The organism is Burkholderia sp. BCC1977 (assembly GCF_905339595.1).
GTDB lineage: Bacteria > Pseudomonadota > Gammaproteobacteria > Burkholderiales > Burkholderiaceae > Burkholderia.
This window is the reverse complement of sequence record NZ_CAJPGQ010000019.1, coordinates 1-23,899: the sequence shown is the minus strand read 5'-3', so window position 1 is coordinate 23,899 and position 23,899 is coordinate 1. Positions and strand designations below refer to the sequence as shown.

The 23,899-nt window shown below is 67.2% G+C and carries 25 protein-coding genes; 7 read left to right on the top strand and 18 right to left on the bottom strand.

Annotated elements, in window-relative coordinates:
• Positions 1-28: 28 nt before the first annotated feature.
• On the bottom strand, positions 29-1,048 hold the full coding sequence (locus U5771_RS17350) for a WYL domain-containing protein (protein ID WP_322025110.1): 1,020 nt from the start codon (positions 1,046-1,048) through the stop codon (positions 29-31).
• 257 nt (positions 1,049-1,305) lie between these two features.
• Here U5771_RS17350 and U5771_RS17345 point away from each other — a divergent pair, with 257 nt between their 5' ends.
• Positions 1,306-1,845, top strand: a complete 540-nt coding sequence (locus tag U5771_RS17345; RefSeq protein WP_322025109.1) for a hypothetical protein — start codon at positions 1,306-1,308, stop codon at positions 1,843-1,845.
• A gap of 394 nt (positions 1,846-2,239) precedes the next feature.
• Positions 2,240-2,641, top strand: coding sequence for an AraC family transcriptional regulator (locus U5771_RS17340; RefSeq protein ID WP_322025108.1), 402 nt, complete (start codon positions 2,240-2,242; stop codon positions 2,639-2,641).
• A gap of 274 nt (positions 2,642-2,915) precedes the next feature.
• On the opposite strand, the gene U5771_RS17335 is transcribed toward U5771_RS17340, so the two are convergent.
• From U5771_RS17335 to U5771_RS17265, 15 genes are all read right to left on the bottom strand, one after another.
• Complete coding sequence (locus U5771_RS17335; protein ID WP_322025107.1) at positions 2,916-3,896, bottom strand: type II secretion system F family protein; 981 nt, start codon at positions 3,894-3,896, stop codon at positions 2,916-2,918.
• A gap of 38 nt (positions 3,897-3,934) precedes the next feature.
• Positions 3,935-4,912: a type II secretion system F family protein gene (locus U5771_RS17330; RefSeq protein ID WP_322025106.1), complete on the bottom strand. Its 978-nt coding sequence runs from the start codon at positions 4,910-4,912 to the stop codon at positions 3,935-3,937.
• Between the two features lie 33 nt (positions 4,913-4,945).
• Positions 4,946-6,313, bottom strand: coding sequence for a CpaF family protein (locus U5771_RS17325; RefSeq protein ID WP_322025105.1), 1,368 nt, complete (start codon positions 6,311-6,313; stop codon positions 4,946-4,948).
• Positions 6,314-6,332: 19 nt separating this feature from the next.
• Positions 6,333-7,541 (bottom strand): AAA family ATPase, encoded by a 1,209-nt coding sequence (locus U5771_RS17320; protein WP_322025104.1) that lies wholly within the window; start codon positions 7,539-7,541, stop codon positions 6,333-6,335.
• Between the two features lie 21 nt (positions 7,542-7,562).
• Positions 7,563-8,006, bottom strand: coding sequence for a TadE/TadG family type IV pilus assembly protein (locus U5771_RS17315; RefSeq protein WP_322025103.1), 444 nt, complete (start codon positions 8,004-8,006; stop codon positions 7,563-7,565).
• Positions 8,003-8,536 carry a TadE/TadG family type IV pilus assembly protein gene (locus U5771_RS17310; protein ID WP_322025102.1) on the bottom strand — a complete coding sequence of 178 codons (534 nt, stop codon included), beginning with the start codon at positions 8,534-8,536 and terminating at the stop codon, positions 8,003-8,005. The genes U5771_RS17315 and U5771_RS17310 overlap by 4 nt, the downstream gene beginning before the upstream one ends.
• Positions 8,537-8,549: 13 nt before the next feature.
• The gene (locus U5771_RS17305; RefSeq protein WP_322025101.1) at positions 8,550-9,821 is read right to left on the bottom strand and encodes a pilus assembly protein TadG-related protein; all 1,272 of its coding nucleotides are present in this window, start codon (positions 9,819-9,821) and stop codon (positions 8,550-8,552) included.
• A 25-nt stretch (positions 9,822-9,846) separates the two neighbouring features.
• On the bottom strand, positions 9,847-10,143 hold the full coding sequence (locus U5771_RS17300) for a hypothetical protein (RefSeq protein WP_322025100.1): 297 nt from the start codon (positions 10,141-10,143) through the stop codon (positions 9,847-9,849).
• 20 nt (positions 10,144-10,163) lie between these two features.
• Positions 10,164-12,167, bottom strand: coding sequence for a type II and III secretion system protein family protein (locus U5771_RS17295; protein WP_322025099.1), 2,004 nt, complete (start codon positions 12,165-12,167; stop codon positions 10,164-10,166).
• 113 nt (positions 12,168-12,280) lie between these two features.
• Positions 12,281-13,123 carry a Flp pilus assembly protein CpaB gene (gene cpaB / locus U5771_RS17290; protein ID WP_322025098.1) on the bottom strand — a complete coding sequence of 281 codons (843 nt, stop codon included), beginning with the start codon at positions 13,121-13,123 and terminating at the stop codon, positions 12,281-12,283.
• Between the two features lie 35 nt (positions 13,124-13,158).
• Positions 13,159-14,559, bottom strand: a complete 1,401-nt coding sequence (locus tag U5771_RS17285; RefSeq protein ID WP_322025097.1) for an ATP-binding protein — start codon at positions 14,557-14,559, stop codon at positions 13,159-13,161.
• Between the two features lie 32 nt (positions 14,560-14,591).
• Complete coding sequence (locus U5771_RS17280) at positions 14,592-15,131, bottom strand: prepilin peptidase (RefSeq protein ID WP_322025096.1); 540 nt, start codon at positions 15,129-15,131, stop codon at positions 14,592-14,594.
• A gap of 31 nt (positions 15,132-15,162) precedes the next feature.
• Positions 15,163-15,375 (bottom strand): Flp family type IVb pilin, encoded by a 213-nt coding sequence (locus U5771_RS17275; RefSeq protein ID WP_322025095.1) that lies wholly within the window; start codon positions 15,373-15,375, stop codon positions 15,163-15,165.
• A 166-nt stretch (positions 15,376-15,541) separates the two neighbouring features.
• Positions 15,542-15,724, bottom strand: a complete 183-nt coding sequence (locus U5771_RS17270) for a Flp family type IVb pilin (protein WP_059451855.1) — start codon at positions 15,722-15,724, stop codon at positions 15,542-15,544.
• Positions 15,725-15,838: 114 nt separating this feature from the next.
• The gene (locus tag U5771_RS17265) at positions 15,839-16,066 is read right to left on the bottom strand and encodes a hypothetical protein (protein WP_322025094.1); all 228 of its coding nucleotides are present in this window, start codon (positions 16,064-16,066) and stop codon (positions 15,839-15,841) included.
• Positions 16,067-16,777: 711 nt separating this feature from the next.
• Here U5771_RS17265 and U5771_RS17260 point away from each other — a divergent pair.
• From U5771_RS17260 to U5771_RS17245, 4 genes are read left to right on the top strand one after another with little or no spacing between them, the layout of a single operon-like run.
• Positions 16,778-18,016: a glycosyltransferase family 87 protein gene (locus U5771_RS17260; RefSeq protein WP_322025194.1), complete on the top strand. Its 1,239-nt coding sequence runs from the start codon at positions 16,778-16,780 to the stop codon at positions 18,014-18,016.
• On the top strand, positions 18,013-19,392 hold the full coding sequence (locus U5771_RS17255; protein ID WP_322025093.1) for a glycosyltransferase family 87 protein: 1,380 nt from the start codon (positions 18,013-18,015) through the stop codon (positions 19,390-19,392). The genes U5771_RS17260 and U5771_RS17255 overlap by 4 nt, the downstream gene beginning before the upstream one ends.
• 24 nt (positions 19,393-19,416) lie before the next feature.
• Positions 19,417-20,460, top strand: coding sequence for a glycosyltransferase family 2 protein (locus U5771_RS17250; RefSeq protein ID WP_322025092.1), 1,044 nt, complete (start codon positions 19,417-19,419; stop codon positions 20,458-20,460).
• 17 nt (positions 20,461-20,477) lie between these two features.
• Positions 20,478-20,861 carry a GtrA family protein gene (locus tag U5771_RS17245; RefSeq protein ID WP_322025091.1) on the top strand — a complete coding sequence of 128 codons (384 nt, stop codon included), beginning with the start codon at positions 20,478-20,480 and terminating at the stop codon, positions 20,859-20,861.
• A gap of 191 nt (positions 20,862-21,052) precedes the next feature.
• Here U5771_RS17245 and U5771_RS17240 read toward each other — a convergent pair whose 3' ends face one another.
• Positions 21,053-21,508, bottom strand: a complete 456-nt coding sequence (locus U5771_RS17240) for a GNAT family N-acetyltransferase (RefSeq protein ID WP_322025193.1) — start codon at positions 21,506-21,508, stop codon at positions 21,053-21,055.
• A 344-nt stretch (positions 21,509-21,852) separates the two neighbouring features.
• On the opposite strand from U5771_RS17240, the gene U5771_RS17235 reads away from it, so the two are divergent.
• Positions 21,853-22,929: an alpha/beta fold hydrolase gene (locus U5771_RS17235; RefSeq protein WP_322025192.1), complete on the top strand. Its 1,077-nt coding sequence runs from the start codon at positions 21,853-21,855 to the stop codon at positions 22,927-22,929.
• Between the two features lie 393 nt (positions 22,930-23,322).
• On the opposite strand, the gene U5771_RS17230 is transcribed toward U5771_RS17235, so the two are convergent.
• A partial coding sequence (locus U5771_RS17230; protein WP_322025090.1) for a family 16 glycosylhydrolase occupies positions 23,323-23,899 on the bottom strand: 577 nt, incomplete at its 5' end.

Here is a 23,899-nt window from a genome sequence, read left to right as displayed (position 1 = left end):
CGGAAAGACCCGTGCCATGCGCCGCCCGTCACCCGCCGTAGATCCGCGCGAGCGCGGCCGCTTCGGCCGCCAGCTCGGCACGCAGGCTCGCCGGCCCCAGCACCTCGACGTTCGGCCCGAACGACCGGAGCCACCAGCGCAGCCGCTGGCTCAGCATCGCGGTGCCCTGCACGAACAGCGCATCGTCGGTGCGGCGCGTCGTCTGGTCGAGCGACAGCGGCGCCTCGAGCAGATGGTCGCCGGCCTGGTTGACGAACTTGAGCGACAGCTTCACTGCCTTGTCGACCATGAAGTCGAAGCGGCGCTGCTGCTTCACGTAGACCTCGAGGGAGAACGACGCCGGATAGACGAACGATTCGAGCATCGCGTCGGCGCGCGCGAGCCGGTCCATCCGGTACAGCGTCGGTTCCGGCTTGCCTTCGGTGGCGCCAACCAGGTACACCAGCCCGCCGACTTCGACGAGGCCGAGCGGCAGCACGATCTTCGGCGTCTCGTTGTCGGCGTTGTGGCGCGGCCGGTAGACGATCTGCAGTTTGCGCTCCTCGAACAGCGCGCGCGAGACCGCCGCGAAGATCTTGCGGTCGATCGACGGATAGTGCAGCGCAAAGCCGCCGCTCTCGACCGCGACCTTGCCGGTCCAGCGCGCGTACTTGCGCTCCGATTCGCTGACGGGCCGTTCGAGCCGCGCGTCGGCGATCTTGAACAGCGCGGAAATCGAATCGGCGACGAGCCCCGGAATCTGCCGGGACGAGAAGCGCCGCAACGTCTGCAACGCGAGCGCCTCGTCGAAGCTCATGATCGAGCCGGCCTTCGCCGCCATGCCGCTCGCACCGTCCTTGCGGCGCCACACCGATACCGTGCCGCGCCGGTCGGTCTCGACGAGGCCGCGCGCTTCCAGTTCGGCGAGACGACGGAGCACGGTCTTGATCGACGGAAGATCCGGCACGGTCTCCTGCATGCGCTCGTACAGGTCCGGCGTGCTGACGTAGTCGGCCTGCGCGCCGGCGTCGGGCAGCAGGCGCATGATGTCGCGATCGAGGTCTGGCATTCGGGGGATTCGGTACATGGCAAAGGGAACGTCACGGGTTAACGACACCCGACCCGATTTCTTGAGCATGCATTGCGCCGATTGAATGTTGGTCGCGCGGCATCGCCGGTCGTGCGTGCCGCCACCTTAACCACGCATCGGGACAAACGGTGTCCCGAGATCCGCACGCCACGCAATTCGCTTCCGGACGCGAAACGGGACACATTCTGTCCCGATGAAGGCACACCATCGGCATCCCTTCACTCGTGCCCGCCCCCATGACTCGACCCATCGATCACCCGAACCTCGACCCTGCATCGAATGCGCGCGTCCTGCCCGGCCGCCGGCGCGCGCTTCGTGTTGCGTTGCGGTTGTGGGGAATCGACGAACGCGACGCGCACACCTGGCTCGCCGGGCTGCGATCGCGGCATCCGCGACTGGACTGGCGGATCGCCCGCGACCGGGCGGCCGCCGGTGCCGACGTCGTCGTGCATGTCGTCAAACCGGCGACGCGTCGGTCCGACGGATTCTGCTGGAACTGCACCGGCGCGAACGGCGCACTGACCCGCCCGCTCGATCGCACGCGCACCGAGATCGCGTTGTTCGCCGGCGACGCCCGGCAGCTGCCGCATCGCCGTGCGGGCTTCTGGGCACTCGCGGGCACGCTCGACACCCGCACGGCGCTCGATGCACTCGCGCGTTCGCTGCATGCGTCGGCCGCACGCGGGCCCGACGGACGGATCACCGTGCGGCAGGACCTGCTTGCCTGGATCGCCGCGCGACTCGACGCGATGGACGCTCCGCTCGACGCGAGCTGATCGGCGCAAACCGGAGCACCGCTCCGGCACCGACGCACCCGACGCACCCGACATGCCGACGCGATGTCGCAGCGGTGCGGATCGATGCGAACGCATCGATCCCGACGATGCCGCAGCTGACGCAACGCTTTTTCGACGTCCGGACACGGTATGTCCGAACCGGCATCGACAATCTTCACTCGACAACGACAGGACACGCTTCTTGATGCCATTCATCCCGGACGCTCGCCGCTCGACGTGCAATGCTTTCAACCGCCGACACCATCACGATGGAGAAGGCGAATCGGTCCGGTGCAACACCTCGCTGTCGTCTCATGCGGCGAATGACGGTGCCGCGGGCCCTGGCGGCCGGATCGAATCCGCGGCGCTCCGGATTCCGCTGAACGAGTGGCCGATGTCCGAAAAAATGCGCCATGTCGCCGAATGGCTGTCGGCCAACTTCGCGGAATCCGTCCGGATGCGACAGGCCGCCGCCCTCGTCGCGATGAGCGAGCGTTCGCTGCTGCGCAACTTCACGCGCGAAACCGGCGTGACGCCCAGCGCGTATCTGACGCAGGTTCGACTCGCCCGCGCGTGCGCGATGCTCGAACGCACCGCGTTGCCGGTCGATTCGATCGCGCGGCGCTGCGGGCTCGGGAGCGGCGACTATCTCGCGCACCTGTTTCGGCATCGCTTCGACGCGACCCCGACCGAACATCGCCGGGCACGCACGCGTGCCGACCTGCACGCGGAAGGCCAGCTCGGCGCATGCGACGTGGCTGAGCGTCACCCGCCCGACGGCGATGCCGGCGGGTGACGCGAACGAGGCCCGTGCGGGGCCTCGTTCGGTCACGACCGGCTGCTTTCCTGCGGTTTCGTCAATAGCCGTAGGGGGCCACCCGCGCGGGCAGTGGACCACGGCTGCGTCCAGGGTCGACCATGGGTCCGGGTTGCGTTGACGCCGCTATGATCGACCTGTCTCGCGGCGCCGCCCGGGGGGGAGGAGGAGCCTCCCATGAAGACGGTGGCCGTGCCGGCCGGCGATGCCCGGCCGGCACGCACATCCGGTTCGCGCGGCGCTCCGCCGCCGCTTACTGCCCGATACTGGTGAAGGTCGGCAGCAGCACGCGATACACGTGAATCATCGCCGGTCCGAGCAGCACGCACATCAGCGCGGGGAAGATGCAGAAGATCAGCGGGAACAGCAGCTTCAGCGCGATCTTCGCGGCCCGCTCCTCGGCCCGCATCCGCCGCCGCGTGCGCAGCATGTCGGACAGCACGCGCAGCGATTCGGCGATGCTCGTCCCGAAGCGGTCGGCCTGGATCAGCATCGCGCAGAACGACTCGATGTCCTCGACGCCGGTCCGCAGCGCCAGATTGCGCAGCGCGGTCTCCTTCGTGAACCCGGAACGCATCTCGAGCAGCAGCAAGTCGAGCTCGCCCGCCACCACTTCGCTGCGAAAGCGCAGCTCCTCGCTCACGCGCATCAGCGCCGCGTCGAGCCCGAGCCCTGCCTCGACGCATACGGTCAGCAAGTCGAGCGCATCCGGGAAGTCCTCGAAGATCACTTGCTGACGCTTCGCGATCCGGCGCCGGAGGATCACGTTCGGCAGGTAGTAGCCGATCCCGGCGAGCGCGACGAGGATGAGCGACAGCAGCATGCGCTGATTCGCGAGCCGGGTCGTGGCGAGCGCCAGCAGCGCGGCGCCCGGCAGCGCCAGCGCGAGCACCGTCTTCGCCGCGAAGTAAAGCGCGCCCGCGTTCGCATCGCGCCAGCCGGCATTCATCAGCCGGATCCGCAGCGGCGAATTCTCCCAACCCTCCTGCGGCACCGACAGCCGGGAAATCGGCCGCGACAGCTCGACGAGTTTCGCGACCCAGCGCGACGTTTGCCCGCCGCCGTCGTCCGCACCGGTGCCGATGCCGATGCCCACGCTTGCTCCGCTCGCCTGCTGGATCCGGCGCTCCATGTTGCGCGGCGCGAACAGCAGCATCGCGGCGAGCACGCCGCCGGCGACGAAAATGAACAAGCCGGCCAGCATCACGGTATGTACTACGCTCAGGTTTTGCATGACAGCCTCGAATCGGTTCGTGAAGCCTGAGACACGCGTCAGACGCGAATCCGGATGATGCGGCGAATCCACAGCAGGCCGAATACCATCGACCCCAGCATCACGCCAACCATCTTGATGCCGGCCGGATCCTCCCACAGCACCGACAGAAACTCCCGGTTCAACACCGCCATCATGCCCGCGGTGCCGAACGGCAGCAGCCCGAGGATCCAGGCCGACAGCCGCCCTTCCGCCGACAGCACGCGGACCTTGTCGAACAGCTTGAAGCGCTCGCGCACCAGCGATGCGATGCTGTCGAGCAGTTCGGCCAGGTTGCCGCCGGTCTCGCGCTGGATCAGGACCGCGATCACGAAGTAGCGCAGGTCATGGGCCGGCACGCGCGTCGCGAGGTTCACCAGCGCATCGTGCAGCGATACGCCGTAATTGATCTCGTCGAACGTGATCCGGAATTCAGCCCCCATCGGATCGGGAAACTCCTCGCCGACCATTCCGAGCGCGCTCGTAAACGAGTGGCCGGAGCGCAGCGCGCGCGCGATCATGTCGCAGACATCCGGCAACTGGCGCTCGAGCTTGAGCATGCGCCGGTTGCGATGCCGCAACACGTACAGCGTCGGTATGCACGCAGTCGCCAGCGCGATCGGCACCACGACGATCAGCGGCAACGGCGTGAAGACCAGGAGCAGCGCCGTGATCACCGGAAATGCGGTGCTGAGCACGGCCAGTTTCGCGACCGTCCAGTCGAGCCCGGATTGCTGCAGCATCAGGTCCAGCGACTGCACGCGCGGCACGCGCAACAACAGCCGGTCGAACGGTTTCGACTCGTCGAGCATCCGCTTCTTGAGAATCGACAACCGCTCCTGCTGCACGTTGCCGCCGGCCGACATCGCGCGCAGGCGCGACTCGATCCGGCGCGCCGCGGCGCCGTGGCGCGCGTTCCACCATTGATAGACGCCTTCGATCGCGAGCACGACCGCGACGAAGGTGAGAATCACAAAACCGTAAAAGATCGAGTCCATGGGGCCTCCCCGGAGTCAGACGACCGCGCGTCGTCACTTCGTCTCGTAACGCTGCGCCGGGTCGTACAGCGAATCCGGCAGGTTGATGCCGAACGCCTGCAGCCGCTCGGCGAACTTCGGCCGCACGCCGGTCGCGCAGAAGTGTCCGCGCACCGTGCCGTCGCGATCCATGCCGGTGCGCTTGAACGTGAAGATCTCCTGCATGTTGATGATGTCGCCTTCCATCCCGGTCAGCTCCTGGATGCTGACGATCTTGCGCTTGCCGTCGGTGAGCCGCGTCGCCTGGACCACCACCGAGATCGCCGACGCGATCTGCTGGCGCATCGTCTTCGGCGGCAGCGTCAGGCCGCCGACGCTGATCATGTTCTCGAGCCGGGTGAGCGCATCGCGCGGCGTGTTCGCGTGGATCGTCGCGAGCGAGCCTTCGTGGCCGGTGTTCATCGCATTGAGCATGTCGAGCGCTTCCGCGCCGCGCACTTCGCCGAGAATGATCCGGTCCGGGCGCATCCGCAGCGCGTTGCGCACGAGCGTGCGCTGCGTGATCTCGCCCTTGCCCTCGATGTTCGGCGGCCGCGTTTCGAGCCGCAGCACGTGCGGTTGCTGCAGTTGCAGCTCGGCCGCGTCCTCGATGGTCACGATCCGCTCCGAGCGCGGAATGAAACCCGACAGGATGTTGAGCAGCGTCGTCTTGCCGCTGCCGGTGCCGCCCGACACGAGCACGTTTACTTTCGCCTGGGCCAGCGCATCGAGCAGTTCCGCCATCGGCGGCGTGAGGCTCTGGTAGCTCACCAGGTCGTCCATCTTCAGCGGGTTGACCGCGAAACGCCGGATCGACATCAGCGGCCCGTCGATCGCGGACGGCGGGATGATCGCGTTCACGCGCGAGCCGTCCGGCAGACGCGCGTCGACCATCGGGGTCGATTCGTCGATGCGGCGCCCGACCCGCGACACGATCTTCTCGATCACCTTCATCAGGTGCGCGTCGTCGTAGAACGTCACGTCGGTCAGCTCGAGCTGGCCGGCCCGCTCGACGTAGACCTGCCGGTACGTATTGACGAGGATGTCGGAGATGCCGGGGTCGCGCAGCAACGCCTCGAGCGGACCGAAGCCGAACATCTCGTCGTACACGTCGATCGCGAGCTGGCGCCGTTCGATATCGTTCGCGGGCATGCGCTCCTCGTCGAGGATGCGCGAGATCAGCGTCGATATTTCCTGCCGGACCTGTTCCTGCGGCAGGCGCGACAGACGCTCCAGCTCGACCCGCTCGAGCACCGCCAGGTGAATTTCGCGGCGCAGCTTCTGGTACGCGTCGCGTACCGACGAATGCGTCGCACCTACCGGCTCGGTGCCCGCCGCCTGCGGCTGCGTCCGGTACAAGGACATCTGATCGCGCAATGACATGATGGTTTCCCCGTGAGATTCACATGGACTTGAGCTTCGGCGTGGCCTTGCGGCCGAACAGCCGGGACATCAACGGTTCGCTGCTGGACGCGCCGTGCTGGGTGCGCACGTCGCCTTCGACGATCTGCTTCGCGCAGGACTGCAACGCACGCGCCACAGCGGCGCTGCGTGCGACGCGCGAGACCGGATGCCCCTGGTCGAGCGCTTCGCGCACGATGTCGGTGTCGTCGGGTATCGTGCAGCTGGCGCGCAGGCCGAGCACTTCCTCGAGCGCGGTGCGGGACCGTTCGCTCGCGCGCGTCATCCGGTTCACCACCAGCCGCAACTGGTCGGTCGGGTAGCCGAGCGACACGAGAATCTCCAGCATCCGGCGGCCCGCGCGCACGTGCGGCATCGCGGGCTGCAGCACGAGCTGGACCTGATCGCTTCGATCCAGCGCGATCATCGACAGCGGATTGATGCTGACGCCGAGGTCGAAGATCACGAAGTCGTAGCGCGGCGCGGCGACGCCGAGAATCCATTCGAGCGCGTCCTCGCGCATCTCCGCGGCCTTGACCGGGTCGCCCGCGCCCGCGAGCACGTGGAACGTCGACGTGACGTGCGCGACGCTCGCGTCGAGAAACGCGCCGTCGAGCCGTTCGATCTGCGCGCACAGCTGCGGCAGCGTCGACGGCGGCGTCTCGTCGCTGACGAGGAACGCGGCATCCGCGAACTGCTGGTTCAGATCGACCAGCAGCACGCGGCGCTTGTGGCTCTCCGCGATCTCGTACGCGACGTTGCTCGCGGCGAAGCTCGTGCCCGCGCCACCCTTGCACGACATGAACGACACGAAGCGCGTATCGTCGCTGTCGCGCCGCGTGCTTTGCGCGGCGGCCCGTTCGAGCGCACTGGCGAGCGCCGCCGGGTCGATCGGCCATTGCAGCACGTCGCGCACGCCGGCGCGCATCGCGTCCAGCAGCACGTGCGGCGCCGCGTCGGCCGTCACCAGGATGCCGGTCAGGCCCTGGTGCAGCCGGCAGATTCGCTCGATCGCCGACCGCTCGGCCGCATCGGTCGTCGCGCCGTCGATCAGCAGGATGTCGAACGAATCGAGACCGTCGGTGCGATGCTCGATCTGGGACGGCCGCCCGGCCGCGCGTGTCACGCGGTAGCGCCCGCTGTCGGTGACGAGACGCGCGATCTGCGTGAGCCGGGCCGTATCGTCGGAAGCCACCAGGATATTGATCATGACTGTGCCTCGCCGGTTCGATTATTGACAGGCGGTGCCGCCCGTCGAGGAATTCAGGCTTTCCCGCGACAGCGTCGTGGTGAACGGCGGCATCGTGATCGTGACGCTCGCGAGCGGGATCATCGTCCTGACCGTCACGTTGGTGATGCTGACCGTCACGAACGAACAGGAGCTCACGTCGCAGCCCGACGGCGTGTAGCTCACCGACACGTTCGAGTCCGACAGCATCGGCATCAGCGACTTCACGCGCTTCACGACGCCGGCGGCGTTCACGTCGCAGACGATCGCCGTGCGTGCGCCGAGCCGGATGGCCTCGGTCGCGGTGTTCCAGTAAAACAGCACGCGCCCGAACTCGAAGACGCCGATCAGCAGCATGATCAGGATCGATGCGATCAGCGCGAACTCGACGATCGTGGCGCCGCGTTGGGCGCGACGGCGCGGCGGCGGAAAGGGGCGCATGTTCATGACACTTGCCTCATCACGGTGACGATGTTGCCGAAGGTGATCGAGGACAGCCCCGGGTAGGCCGGAATCGGCTGGTACTGGTAGCCCTTCACCTTCACCTCGACGACATTGATGCTGCCGGTCGCCGTGCCGCTTGCCGCGTTGTTGGTCGAGTCGTACGTCGGCAGGTTCGCGAACTGCGGCGGGTCGGACGCGTCGGCGCAATCGGGCGAATGCGCGGCATCGCAGACGATCACCATCGACGTCGTGAGCCCCGGCACCAGCTCGGTGCCGGCGGAGCCGCACGTGGTGCTGCCGTACACGACGAGGCACTGCGCCTCCGCGAGCGGATACGAACTGTCGGTCGGCAGAAAGACCGACAGGTAGCGCGCCGCGTTGCGCGTCGCCTTGGTGAGGGTCTCGTACTGGTAGATCGCGCGGCCGAACTCGGCCACGCCGGTCGCGAGCACGATCATCGGCATCAGCACGAGCGCGAACTCGACCGCGGCGACACCGCGCATGCGTGACCGGCGAATCGGGAGCCTTTTCATGATCGCGTCTCCACTATTGAACGAGCATCGGGACCTTGATGCCGGCCGAACTTCCGGTACCCGGCAAGCCGTGCGTCGCGCAGGGCGTCGTGCCGGATGCCGTCGAGCCGAGGTATTCGAGGTGCGCCGTCACCCCGCCGGCTCCGGGGCTGAACGGCAGCGGATCGAGCATCAGCACGCAGTCCCACTGCGTGACGTGCAGCTTGCCGCTGCTTCCCGACAGCGTCGAGCAATCGCCTTCGGGGGCGAGCGCGAGCCGGCGATCGCCGCCATAAGTCTGGTAGTTGCTTGCCGTGGCGGTCCCGTTGGTCGCGATGCCGCTGCCGGTGGGCGGCGCGCCGTCGCCCTGGTAGACCTTGAAGCTCGTGCGATCGAGCACGAACTGCGTGTAGGCGTCGCCGACGATGCCCGCGGTTCCCGGCGGCCCGTAGTTCGGGCCGACGTACGCATAGCCGGTGAAGTCGGGCTGGCCGCTCGAGCCGTTGGCGCCGCTCGTATAGATGCCGAAACGGGTGTTCCAGGCGCGCAGCGCCGCGGACTTCAGGCCCGTCGACCCAAGGTCCGGCGGCGACGTGATGTTGCAGCTATTGCCGGACAGTTCGCTGGCGATGGTCGTCTCGTTCGTCGATCCGTCTAGCGCGGCCCAGCCGAAGTTGCCGGGACCGTACGTCGACTTCGAACCGGACGGCGACGAGATCCAGTCGCCGACCTTGTAGGGCGCGGCCGCCGCCGCACGACACACGAACACCGGAATCGCGCAGGCCGTCTGCCCGGCGCCGACCGTCGCGATCGCGCTCGCCGCGACCTGGGCCGCGTTCGCGACCTGCACGCCCGGGATCGTGTTGAGGATCTCGATGAACCAGTGCGCGATGTTGGTCAACTGCGCCGTGCATTTCACGTACTTGATGTTCGCCGGCGTGGCGACCGCCGTCTTGGTCAGGAACGAATTGGTCAGCGAATCGCTGAACGTGACGTTCGAATCCGTCTGCATCTGCACCGCGTTCTGCTGAAAGAACGCGAAATTCGAGTGGCCGGCGGCGATGCCGTCCGCTTCCGCCACCTGCAGGCTGATGGCCGTGGTCAAGTCGCGCGCGGCGGACAGCGCGCATGCGTCGGCGCTGTTCTGCAGTTCGCTGCGCGTGACGTACAGCTTGCCGAGGTCCAGCGCGAGACCGACGAACCCGATCATCACCGCCAGTGCGAGACCGACGATGATCGCGACGGCGCCTCGCTGGCGATGCATCCCGCGACGCGTGAGTTTCGGATGACGAGCTGCGCTGGACATGGCGTTCTCCCTGAGCGTGCCTGTGTTACTGCGCCGACTTGCCGATCCCGATCACGAATGCATTGGCTTTCGGCTCGGGCTGCTTGAACGACTTGTTGTAGTTGTCGAGTGCGTTCGCGGCGGCGCTGCCGTCGACCCCCTCGCGCGATGCCGCGTGTTCGGCGGCATGCGGATCGATGATCTGGGCTTGCGTGACGGCGCGGACCGAGTCGCCGAAGCGGCTGTCCCACACCGGGGTCGACGACATGCAGCCGGCGAGCGCGAACGCGAGCGGGACGGCGAGCGCCGCGCGGCGCACGAATACGAGGTAGGCGGATTTCATGAGCTTCCCCTTGAATGGCTTCAATGATCGGTGGAGTCGGGTTCCGTGCCCGCCCGCGCGATCTGCGCGTGCGCGACGGCCGGCAAGCTGTGCTTCGAACGCGGCGCGGGTTTCGCCGGCGCGGGTTTGGCCGGCGTGGCGGAGCCGGCGGCCGCGAGACGCGCGGCGGCCGCTTCGATGCGCGCGATCCGCGCCGCGGTGGCCGCATCGGCCTGCGGCTGCGGCTCCGATTGCGGCTGCGCCTGCTCTTGCGGCGGCTCGGCCGGCGCCGGCTCGGCGCTCACCGCCCCTGCCGCGTCGGCGGCCGCGGCCTTCTCCGGCTGTGCCGGCACCGGCGCCGGTGCATCGGCGGGCTGCGGCGCACGCGGTGCGGGCAATGCGGCGGCCGGTGCGGCCGGCGCGGCCGATTGCGGCGCGGGAGCAGGTGCCGGAGCCGGCGTCTGCGGTGCCTCCATCGCCGCGCCGTTCGCCGGTTGTGCACCCGGCTTGCGGACCCCCTTGCGGCCTTCCATGTTGCCGGTCGCATACACGTCGGCTTCATGCGGCTTCGAGAAGCTGTCGGTCGGCAGCGGCACGTCGGCGGTCTGCAGCGGCCTCACCAGGTGCGGCGTGATCACGAAGATCAGCTCGGTGCGGTCCTGCTGGAACGACGTGCTGCGGAACAGCGCACCGAGCACCGGCACCTCGCCGACACCCGGGATCGCCTTCAGCGCGCCGCTCGCGTTGTCCTTGATCAGCCCGCCGATCGCGAACGATTCGCCGTCGCCCATCTGGACCGTCGTCGACGCACGCCGGGTCGTGATCAGCGGCAGGATCGAGGTGCCGCCGATGTTGGTCGCGCTCAGCGTGACGCCCGTCTGCGACAGCTCCGACACTTCCGGCGCGACCTTCAGGCTGATCCGGCCGTTCCCGAGCACCGTCGGCGTGAACTTCAGCGCGACGCCGAACTCCTCTTCCTGCAGCGTGATGGACGACGTGCCCGTACCGCTGCTCTGCGGCACCGGGATGAAGATCTTGCCGCCGGCGAGGAACGTCGCCTCCTGGCCGCTGATCGTCACGAGGTTCGGCTCCGCGAGGATCTTGACGAGGTTGTCGGTGTTCTGCACATCGGCCGCGATGCTGAACGGCTTGTTGTTCGCCTTGTTGAAGATCGCGCCGCTCGCGACACCCGCGAGCAGGTTGCTGACGAGCGCGCCGCTCCACGAGCCGAAGCCGCCCTGGATGTTGAACGCGCTGCCCATCTGGTTGATCAGCGTCTTCGACACTTCGGCGACCTTCACCTCGAGCATCACCTGCTGCGGCGACGTGACGGCCAGCATGTTCAGCACGCCGCCGCCCTTGCCGCCGCCGTCACCGGCGCTGTCGCTGTACGCACGGGCGATCTGCACCGCCTGCTGCGCGGCCTGCGAGTTCGACACGTTGCCCGCCAGCACGATCGTGCCGGCGGCGGTCGACACGTGAATGTCGTGCTCGTTCGGCATCAGCTGCATCAGCGACGCCTGCAGGCCGCCGGCATCCGCGCCGACCGCCACGTCGATCACGCGGCACGCACCGCTGCGGCCCTGCACGATCATGTTGGTCGTGCCGACCGTCAGCCCGAGGATGTACAGCGTCTGCGGCGACACCATCGTCGCCTGCGCGACGGCCGGGTTGCCGATGGTCCGGTTGCGGACCGGTTCCGGCATCGGCACCAGCAGCGACTTGCCGAGCGGCACGCTGACGCTGGTGGACTCGCGCACCGCGCCCACGCAGTTCGGTCCGCGCAGCGGGCCCGCCGTCGCGGCGGCGGCGGCCGCGGCGGCCGGTGCCGGCGCCATGCTGATGGTCATCTGCATCGGCCCCTTGGCGACGGCGGCCGGCGCGCTCGCGCCGCCCTTCATCAGCGCAGCCGATTCCGCGCCTTCCTGGGCCAGTGCGCTGTACACGGTCAGCGTTCCTGCACAGAGGATCGCGGCCATCATCGTGCCCCGTGCGATGCGCGTGCGCACCGGGCCGGTACCTGATTGTTGCGGATTGATCTTCATTTCGTCTGATCCCCCGAGTGACCGGCGAGCCGCCGGTTGTCGACTTCCAAGGCCGCCGTGCCCTGACGGCGGCCGATCTGGTTAATCTGGTTATCTGGATGTTTTCGCTGAATTCAGAAACATTCGACGCTGCCGTGCACGCCGGTCAGCACGCCGACGCAATCGCGGCGCGCCTCCGGTGCCGCGTGCGACGCGACATGCACGCGCACGGTCTTCACGCGTACGGGTACGGGTGCCGGCGCATCGGGCACCGGTGCCTTGCCGAGCAGCGTCAGCTTGGTCGCGCCGTCGGTGGTCAGCGTCTTCTGGTCGACCTGGTTGCGCAGCACGAGCGACAGCGTGCCGACGCTGCGCGCGAGGTCGAGGCGTTCGGCCTGGTCGGGCGTGACTTCGAGCGTCACCGCGTTGACGACCTTCGGTGCGGTGTCGTCGCGGCTGACCTGCTGCGCGACGGCCAGCACCAGGATGTGCTCGAGCACGATCTTCGAGATGCTCTGCCCGTCGGTCTTGCCCTGCTGTTCCTGGGTGTTGACGATCACGTCGACGTAGTTGCCCGGCAGCGCGAAGCCCGCGACGCCGACCACGTCGTTCACGCGCACCGTGATCGCGCGGCTGCCGTCGGCGATCACCGCGGACAACCCGCCCTTCGTCCCCACCGGCGCGAGCTTCGACTCGATCACCGGCTCGCCGCGCGCGAGGCTCGTGCGCACGACGCGCCCTTCGAGTTCCTTCGTGTCGGTGAACGCGCCGGTCGGCACGCTGCCCGACGGCCAGCTCACCATATGGATCTGGTTCGGCCCGAGCGGCTCGCCCAGGTTCAGGTCGGTGGTCGCCACCGCGACCGACGTGATCGAGTTGTTGGATGTATTCATCAACCAGCGCGACGCGAACACGACCGCGGCAAGCCCCGCGACCATCGCGACGATCAGCATCATGAGCGCTCGACTGTTTTTCATGGCAATGCTCCTCAACGAATCGGGAAAGAAACGGCTCAACCGGTTATGTACGTACGACCGCCGTGCTCGACAGGCGGCGGATGCCCGCCGTCGCGCTCGGGCGCCGAGCCGAAATAGCTGGCCCATGCGTCGTGCAGCCCCTCGTGCGTCACTTCGGGCGGATCGCCGCGATACCGCGCGCCGGCGGCGACGAGGCGCAGCAGATCCATCGGGAAGCAGGCGAGATAGGCCTTGCCGCTCGGCAGGTGCAGCCGGTGCAGCAGATAATCGAACGCGTCGTGCGCCGGCACCAGCCCGAGCGACGCGCATGCGGCGTCGAACACGGCACGGTAGTGGTCGATCGACAACGCGCCGACGTAAAGCTTGGAACCGAGCCGGCGCAGGAACGCGTCGTCGGCGAACTGCTCCGGCGCCAGGTTGCTCGAGAACACCGGCCAGACGTCGAACGGCAGCACGAAGCGATTGCCGGACTCGAGCGTCAGGAAATCGACGCCGCGATCGAGCGGACGCAGCCAGCGGTTGAGCAGGTCGCGCGGCTCGACCCGCTGGCGGCCGAGATCGTCGACGATGTACATGCCCATGTTCGCCTTCATGTGCGGCGGCGCCTGATAGAAACCGGCGGTATCGTCGCGGCGCAGGTCGAGTTCGTCGAGCGTCAGCTCGCCGCCGGACATCACGACCGGCCGCTCGCACAGGCGCCAGCGGCGATCGACCGACTGGCCGTCCGCTTCCGGCGCCGCGTCCACATGCACGAGCGGGTCGTAGATCTGGATCACTTCGCCGGCCGCGTAAATGGCGTGCGGCACCGGCACGTGGCCGCCCATCAGCGCGCCGAGCCGCTCCGCGAGGAAGGTCTTGCCGCTGCCGGCCGGGCCGTGGATCAGCAGCGGACGGCCGGAATTCAGCGCGGCGGCCGCCGAGTCGAGGATCGCCGTATCCATGACGACGCCTTCGAATATGGCCCACACGTCGCTCTGGGCCACGCGCAACTTGCGCACCGAATGGGCGGACACGCAGTCGAGATACGCGTCGAGCGTCACCGGCGCGGGCCCGCTGTAACTGCTGCGCGCACGCTCTTCGATCGCGGCCACGCGGCCCGCGTCGGTCAGGCGGAACGTCACGTCGAGGTCCGTCTTGCCGCGATGGGTCAGTTCGACCAGATGCTCGCGGACCAGGAACGCGAAGATGTCGTCGAGCACCGCGAGCGGCAGGCAGTGGCGCTCGATCAGGTCGCCGTAGGACGGGCGGCCGAGCACCAGCGTCGACTTCAGCACGAGCCCGGCGACGAACGCCTGGCTCAGTCCGGTTTCCTCGAGCGAGCGCGGTGCGGCAGGCAGCTGCGTGCCGGGCTTCGCATGCGCCTCCCGCGACGGCGACGGATGCGGCAGGTGTGCGACCTGCGCGTCGCGCTTCGGTTCGGTGGTGATCGTGTTCATGTGCGTTTCATCCTCGTTGCGGGTTCGTCGCGCTATACGCACGAAACGAACAGCATGCCCAGCGTGCCGGCGGCAATCGCCACGCCATACGGCAACGCGCCGACCGACGCGAACTCCACGGGGCCGTCGGTTGCCCCTGCACGCGCTCCGGACGCGCGACGTGCGATCAGCGCCAGCACGTTCGCCCACATCTGGCCCATGCGTCCACGCAGCAGCGCGAAACCGATCGCGCCGATCCCGCCGGCCAGAAAGGCGGCCAGCACGATGTAGAACGTCATCTGTGCGCCGACCCACGCGCCGATCGCGAGCATCAGCTTCACGTCGCCTGCAGCCATCCCGCGCAGCAGATAGAACGGCATCAGCAGGCCGAAGCCGGTCGCGGCGCCGGCAAGCCATGCGAGTGCGCCCGCCTGGACGCCGTGCAGCGCGCACTGCGCGATCAACGCACCGGCGAGCCCGATCGCGACGAGCCGGTTCGGGATGCGTCGGCTCGTGATGTCCGTGCTGGCCGCGACGACGACCAGCAGCGTCACGCACAACGGAACGGGGTAAGGCAGCGCGGCAGGCAACATGGCGAACCTCGATTGGATGCAAAAGTCAGGATCACTGACCCAGTGCGGTATTGACCGCCGCGGTCACGATCGCCGCGATCGCGTTGTACATGTCTTCAAGCGAACCCTTCAGTGTGACCACGGCTCCCAGCACGATGGTGGCGAATACTGCCGCGATCAGCGCATATTCGATCGACGTCACCCCCTGCTCGTCGTCGATCCATCGCGATACCGATACCGCTACCGCACGTCCCCTGGCCCGCATGACGGCCTCCGATTCGGTTGATCGAGGGAGCGGGGAGACTCGCGCAGTGCACCGGCCGAGTCGTCCGCCGTCCGATCCATTCGACATCTGTTGGTTGGGTGTCCGGCCCTTTCGAGCGACGGGATGGCGACGAACGGGCCGGACCCGCCATTCGCCGCCCCGCCATTCAGATCGCCGCGTTGAGGTCGTCTGCAATCGTGTTGAAGACGGTCTTCAGATCGTTTCCGACCAGCGTCAGTGCCGCAACGAGGCCGACTGCGATCAGTGCGGCGATCAGGCCGTATTCGATGGCCGTCACACCTTGTTCGTCTTGAACGAAACCGCGGATCTTCTGGATGAACGTGGACATGGCAAATCTCCTTTCGCACTACTATTGGAATCCCGTTGTCGGGAATCGACGCGGGGAGCGGGTACTACCGGCACAGCGGCACAACGGCACAACAAAAGGATTCGGGTGCGGCGCTCAGCGACGCACGCGGCAGGGCACGAGCCCGGCCGGGCGAACGATTGTCGGTGAGCTGATGCGTGCGATATGCATGCGCGCTGCGATCTGGCGAATGGCGCGATCGAGCAGAACGGCGTAATGACCGTACCGGGCATGAATACGGATTGAACGGAAGACGCGAACGCGTCGATGCTGCTGCGGGTCTTCTTCGCGGCATGCAAGCCGCGGCGTGCTCTGGTCTTTCATTTTTATTCCCCAAATGCTGTCATGTGATTCTTGTTGCGCGGACGATGCCGTCGCGTATTTGCTCGGTCGACGTTTCCGGCGGTTTTCAAGGCCTGGGCGGCGTATTCCCCGACGCGCCCTCGATCCGTTGCTTTCCGCAGGTGATTCAGTCCGGTCTTGTCGGTCTGCTGCTTCAACCGGTCGTTCATCACGTCGTCGACTGTCGTGCGGACCTTGACGCAAAGAGCAGGCCAGCCGGGGAGAAAATCAGGCGCGGCAAGGGTTTCGGCGATTCACCCGTCTGCCTGATCCCGGCGCGATGCGCGAAATGTTTCAGATTTGATATACGCATGCAGGCCGCTGCGGTGGGGCGACGGGGCGCGATTGTGCTGTGCAAGGGCTCAAAAAAATTTTCTCGGGACTTTCCCGAATCCGCGAAGCCAGTCGGCCGGCACAAATTCCACGCGCCGCCGAAGCGGCGAAAAACCCGGAATGTTTCAAACGAGAAACATCATTGGCGCCGGTGCGGTTTTCTCAGACGTGAAAACCCGGTTTTCAGCCAGTTCGCCGCCGAATCGCCACGTCACGATTCAGGCCGCAGTTTGCGTCGCTCGATTTTTTCTCCAACAATGCATTCACCGGACAGCGCCATTGCATGCGATTCGATCCGGATACACGACAACACAAAAAGGCTGCGGCACACCAGGCAGCCTTCACCGCAAACGGGGCATCATGTACACAGCCAATCGTGGAGTGCGCTATCGCGCCAAACGCTGTGCTCAATGGCTGACAGCCGACCGGATCATTCCGTACAGCTGCATCATGCTGATGCTGTGTGTGGGATTCCTGATCACGTGGGGCTTCGTCACGGATACCTTCACGTCACAGACCACCGCCCGACCGGGTGTCGACTTCTCCGTCTTCTGGACCGCGTCTCGGCTCGTGCTGCAAGGCCATGCCGCGGCGATCTACGATCCGGTCTTCTTCTCCCATGCCGAGGTAGCGCAATTCGGTGCCTACATAGGTCACCAATCGCTGCCCTGGCTTTATCCGCCGACGATGCTGCTGTTCATCGCGCCGGTTGCCCTCGTGCCTTTCCTGCCCGCGTATTTCCTCTTTTTTGCGGGCAGTCTTTTATGCTATGCGCATGCGGTCCTGCGACTGTCGGGTCTGCGTGCGCACCTGCCCGTTCCGCGCGCCGCCGCGCTCGTCGTGCTGGCCTACTCCGGCGTGTTCGCGTCCATCCTGTACGGACAGAACAGCATCCTGACCGCCGGCATCGCCGCATTCGCGCTGCATTTCCTCGGCCGACGCCCGATCGTCGCCGGCGTGCTGATCGGGCTGCTCGCCATCAAGCCGCAGATGGCGGTGGTGTTTCCGTTCGTGCTGGTCGCGACGCGCTCGTGGCGCACCTTCGCGTCGGCAGCGATCACGACCGTGCTGTTCACGGCGGCCGGCATCGCGCTGACCGGCATCGGGTCCCTGACCGGCCTGGTTCAGGCGATGTCGATCGTGCGCGGCATGCATTTCACCCTTCCTGCCTACTGGTTCGTTTCGCCGACGACCTTCGCGGCGCTGCGGCTCGCGGGCGCATCGATTCCGGTCTCGCTCGCCGCCCAGGCCGCCGTGGGGCTGCTCGCGATCGCCGCCGCGGTCCATGTCTGGCGTCGCACGGCCGACATGCGGCTGCGCGGTGCGGCGCTGGTGGTCGCCACGCTGTTGACGACGCCCTATCTGTGGCATTACGAACTGGCCTGGCTCGGCATCGCGATCTTCTGCCTGATCGCCCACGGGCTCGACGAAGGCTGGCTGCCGGGAGATCAGATCGTGATCGTGCTCGCGTGGCTGCTGCCGATCTTCGAGGTATTCAACCGGATCTCGAAGCTGCCGCAGATCGGTCCGGTCGTGCTGCTCGCCGTCCTGTTCGTCGTCGTGCGTCGCTCGCCCCTTGCGTCGAGGAATGCGCAATGAAACCGCCGCGCGCCCTTCTGCACGCCGATTCGGCGCTCGACGCCCATCCGGAGCTGCCGATCGCCGGCCCGCGCCGGTTCCCGCATTGGCTCAATCGCGATCGGGTGCGCCTCTATGCGGCCGCGGTACTGCTGACCGAGTTGCTGTTCATCTGCGTCTACCTCGCACGCGTGCACGGTTCGCACACGTCCGTGCCCGAACCGCTCGCACAGGATCTCGCGCCGCTCTGGAGCGCTGCACGGCTCGCCGCGCACGGCCATGCGATCGACGCGTGGCATTTCTCATCGCTCTTCGCGATCGAGAAACTCGCGATCCCGACGATGAATGCCGCGGACGGCTCGCTGCCGTGGCTCTATCCGCCGACCATGCTGCTGTTCGTGCTGCCGCTCGGCTGGATGCCGTACCTGGTCGCGCTGGTGTTGTGGCTAGGCGTCACCTACCTGCTGTTCGCGGTGACGATCCGCGCGACCGTGCAGCGCGATGCGGCACTGCTCTGCGCACTCGCGTTCCCCGGCGCGTTTCTCACGGTGATCGTCGGTCAGACGAGCCTCCTGACCGCGACGCTCGCCGGCATCGGGCTGCTGATGCTGAATCGCCGCCCCGTCATCGCCGGCATCTGCTTCGGGTTGGTGGCGATGAAGCCGCAAATGGCGATCCTGTTCCCGCTCGCGCTGCTGTGCGCCGGGCAATGGCGCGCGCTGGCGGCATGGACCGCGACGATCGCCGGCGGCGTCGCACTGTCGACGCTCGCGTTCGGCGTCGGTTCATGGGTCGCGTTCGCGCACGGGATCCACGACACGGTCCAGATCGTCGGCGCCGGCCATGCCCGGCTCGCGCGCATGCCGACCGTGTTCGCGCTCGCCACGCTGGCCGGCTGGTCCGCCTACGTCGCGCGTGCGCTGCAGCTGCTGTCGGCCGCGGCCGCCGCGATCGTCGTCGTGTATGCGTGGCGCGGCGCGTGTTGCTACGCGCTGCGCGCCGCGACCCTCGCCTGCGCCTGCCTGATCGTCAGCCCCTACCTGTACGACTACGACCTGACCTGGTACGGGCTCGTGATCGCCTGGTACGCACGCTATGCGTGGACGCACGGCTGGCGGCGCTTCGATCGCGAATGGCTGATGCTGATGTGGGTGATGCCGCTCGCCGGCCTCGTGCTGGTCCCGCATCTGTCGTTCCAGTTCATGCCGCTCGTCACGCTGGCCTCGCTGGCGCTGCTCGTCAGCCGGATTGCACAAGAAAGGCACGACGTGCCGTCGATGCCCGACGCACGCGACCACTCGACCGAGACCGGCTTCCCGCATCCGGTCCGGTCACACCACCGCCCGGCGCACGGACTGCGCCGCAGCGGCCGCCCGACCTTCGGCGCCGGCCGCTGACACGCGAATTCAGGGGAACCCATCATGCGCGATCCACTCTACACGCCGCTCGTCTCGCTGGTCGTACCGTTCTACAACGAAGGCGAAGCCGTCGAACGCTTCTTCGACGTCGTGATTCCGCTGATGGCCGGCCTCGAGGCGATCCGCTTCGAGATCGTCTGCGTCAACGACGGCAGCCGCGACGACACGCTCGAGCGCCTGATCCGGATCAGCATGGGCGATCGCCGCGTGCGCGTCATCGATCTCACCCGCAACTTCGGCAAGGAAGCAGCGCTCACGGCCGGCCTCGACGAAGCCGACGGCGACGCGGTGATCCCGCTCGACGCCGACCTGCAGGATCCGCCGAGCCTGATTCCGGTGATGCTCGAGCACTGGCGCGACGGCGCGGAAGTCGTCGCCGCGAAGCGCAGCAGCCGCGCGTGCGATTCGTTCGCGAAGCGCACCACCGCCGCGATCTACTACCGCGTGCACAACCTGCTGTCGGACGTGAAGCTGCCGGAGAACGTCGGCGATTTCCGGCTAATGGACCGCAAGGTCGTGAACGCGCTGCGCAGCCTGCCCGAGCGCCATCGCTTCATGAAGGGGCTGTTCGCGTGGGTCGGCTACCGGACCGTGATCGTCGAGTACCAGCGCGATCCGCGCAGTGCCGGGCACTCGAAGTTCTCCGGATGGAAGCTGTGGAACTTCGCGATCGAAGGGATCACGAGCTTCAGTACCGTGCCGCTGCGCAGCTGGACCTATATCGGCCTCAGCATCGCCGCGCTCGCGTTCCTGTACGGCGCGTTCATCGTGGGCCGCACGCTGCTGTTCGGCAACCCGGTGCACGGCTACGCGTCGCTGCTGTCGGTCGTGCTGTTCATCGGCGGCATCGAGCTCGTCGGCATCGGCGTGGTCGGCGAGTACATCGGTCGCATCTATGACGAGTCGAAGCAACGCCCCGTCTATCTGATTCGCCGCCGTTATCAGACGCACGCCAAGGTGATCGAGCTGCCGGTCGCGCGCGATGCGCGCCGCATGGCCGCCCGCCGCCGCGTCCAGCCGGCCCGCGTGCGGGTCGGCGCCCGCTGACAGGCGGAGCCCCGACGATGTTCGCACTGCTCCATGCCGAGCGCGTGCGGCTGGCGCGCTTCGGGCTGTCCGGGCTCGGCTCGACCGCGCTGCACGTGCTGGTCGCATCCGCGCTGTACGCGCTGTTCGATGCGACGCAGGTGATCGCGAACGCCGTCGCATTCGTCTGTGCGACGGCGTTCTCGTATCTCGCGAATACGCTGTGGAGCTTCTCGTCGGCAGTGCATTCGCGCACCCTGCTGCGCTATCTGACCGTCGCGCTCGCCGGCTTCGCCGAAACGATGGGGCTCGCGCGCGCCGCCGAACTGCTCGACGTGCCGCGCGGCTGGGCCATCGTCGCGATCGCGCTGCTGATCCCGCCGACGATGTTCGTGCTGCACCGGGTGTGGACGTATCGCTGAAGCCTTGCCGTGCAGGCATCGCGACACGCCGTTCCAGCCATTGCACACGAGAAATCGACATAAGGTCCGCCATCGCGGGCGGCCGCTGCAGCGTGCTGAGCGAGACGTTGCTCGATCGCCGGTAACGACGGACGCGGATCGGACACCCGCGCGCCGCCGGAACCGGCAGGATGCGACCGACGACGCGGCACTCAACCGACCCGCGCTGACGAACCCGGTTCGCGCACGTAGTAGATATCCCATTCCGCTTCGTCGGTCTGGACGAAGCCGTGTCGTCGATAGAAGCGATGGGACGCGCTGCCGCGTAACGCACCGACGCGAACCGGCATGCGTTGCGCGTCCGCCTCCGCGAAAATCTCGCGCAGCACCGCGGCACCGATGCCCTTCCCCTGATGCCCGGGCACGATATACAGGTGATCGAGCAGCCAGTGATCGTCGTTCGGCCGCACCAGCACGAAGCCCGCGCGCGCACCGTCGTGCTCGATGAACCGGCACAACGCCGGATCGAACGCCGCGAGAAACCGCTCGCGCGCACGCTGCGGATCGAAGCGCCCGATGCGTTCGAGGCTCTCGCGCATCGCGGCGATACGCATCGCGACGAGCGCATCCGCGTCGGCGTGCGTCGTCGGGGAGAAGGTCAGGTTCATTGCGAAGCCGGTCGTCCGATGCGCGTGGAAGATGTCGAGCATAGCGGCTCGGGACGACCCGCGATAGGGTCAAAGCGTTCATCGATCCGTCACGGAACCATCGCACCCGGGGTGAGCGACGCCTGCTAGCATGCTGCATGGCCGGTCCGAATCGCGATGCTGCCGGAAACATGTCGCGTGGCGCGGTTGTTCGGTCGCTCCGTCGCCTCCGTGTCGGTCATGCCGGAGCACTTCGACGCGGATGCGTCCCGCAGCACGAATCGTGCGCTGCCCGCATTCGACTTCCATCCAACGACCGGCTGCACCGCATGTCGTCGCGCGCGCCGCCGGCACGAGATCCGTCCATGCCCAGGAAAAAATCCAGCCTCTGGCTACGGCCTTTCGACCTGTTGACCGCTGCGGCGCGCGCGCGGCCCAACCGGAATACCGCCAAACCGGCACCATCGGCGAAGCGCCCCGCCACCGCACGGACCACGCGTCACGCCCGCGCGCCGGCGCCCGCCGCCCGCACGTCGCCGCGCCAGGCGCCCGGCACGTGGCTGCGCTCGTTTCATTCCGCGCGCCCCGCCGCCGGCCGCCTCGTCAACCATCTTGCCTACGCGCTGTACCTGCCCGCCGCACCGGCGACGACCGACGGCCTACCCGTCGTCGTCATGCTGCACGGCTGCAAGCAGACCGCCGAGTCGTTCGCCGCGGGCACGCGGATTTGCCGGGTCGCCGAGCGCGCCGGGTTTGCCGTGCTGTTTCCCGAGCAGGCGAAGACCGCCCATTCGCATCGCTGCTGGAACTGGCACGGCGATGCGTCGCAGTCGGAGGCCCCGGCGATCGCGTCGCTCGTCGATGCGATCGTGCGGGCGCGCGGGTTCGATCGCGACCGGGTCTATCTGGCCGGCATATCGGCCGGCGCCGGGCTGGCCGCGCGTCTGGCGCTCGAATTTCCCGATCGCTTCGCGGCCGTCGGCCTGCACTCCGGTCCGGCCATCGCGCCGCCGCTGTCGACGATGGCCGCGATGAGCCTGATGCGCCGCGGTCTCCGCGACGATCCGATACGCGCCGTCGACGCCTGTGTCGACGGGCACGCCTATCCGGGCATGCCGGCGCTCGTCGTGCATGGCGGACTCGATACGGTCGTCGCCGAGCAAAATGCGCTGCAGTTGGGCATCGCGTTCGCGCGGATCAATCGGCTCGTCGACGAACAGGGTGCGCTGCGCGTCGGCGAGCAACATACGTACGCGCACGACGATGCGGATTACACGGACTATCTGCGCGGTGGCACGCTGATCGTGCGGGTCTGCATCGTGCGCCGCCTCGCACACGCATGGAGCGGCGGCGATCCGCGCGAAGCGTTCCACTCCTCGACGGGGCCGGACGCGACCGCTATGTTCTGGAATTTCTTTCGAAGACGGCGGCGCAAGCGGTAGCGCGGATGCGCATTCGACGCGCCCCTCTGCGCGAGACGGATCGGCGCATCGGCGCACCGCACCGATACCGACGCCCATGCGCAGCGTCGATGCGAAAGAGGAGAAAAAGGGTCTTCGTGGATTTCTGGGTAGCGCCGGGGAGGAACGTCGGCGTTCGGCCAAGAACGGCCGTCGCAAATACATGAAGCGATGTCCGTTGCAGGCTGAAAACGGCCCGTTGGAAGCCAGGGAGCGCCGGGGCGCATACCTCAGAGCGTGATGCCTCCATATGGAGCAAATCATCAATGCGCGCGGCGGATCAACGCGTTAGCGTCCCCGCCCCAGCTTGAGCAATAGGGTTCCCTCTCTCGCATGGGCGTCCCGATAAGCAGATCCATCTCGCTAGGATGTCGGCTATCTTTCTTGCGCCGTATCGACCAGCCACCCCAACTCTTCGCTGTCCGAGACGGCATCGCCCTGCGCGTCGGTGCTATTCGCATCCACCGCGATTCGCCGAACCGCAGCAACAGCCGGCAAAGACTCGCGCACAAGTCTTCCTGCAAGTTCTTCGGACCGTGTCGGCCAGGTGTTGACATGCAGCGTCATGGGCAGATCGGGAATCGGCGTAGGGTCCCAGAGCACTCTCCGATGCACAAGGCGATCGTCGACGAACCATCGGATTTCGTCAGGGGCCCACTCAATTGCGTAGGTGTGGAACGCCTCAGAGGCGTCGAACCCAAGCTCGATGGCAAAAGGTGCCCCCCGGTAACCGTAGTCAAACTTTGCGCCATCGCAGCCTGGGTTGAAGAAGACGTTGGCCAGCATCTGGTCTGGACGGTTACCGGTGATCTCCACATCAATCTCCTGGCGCGGAAGATCTCTGTGGAGGAAGAAGCCCGAGACTAGGCCAGGAACGTTGGTCGCTCGCAGAGTTGCCTCAAAGCGTCCATACAGGAACCGGCCGCGGCTGGAAACGGCACCTGCGCTCAGT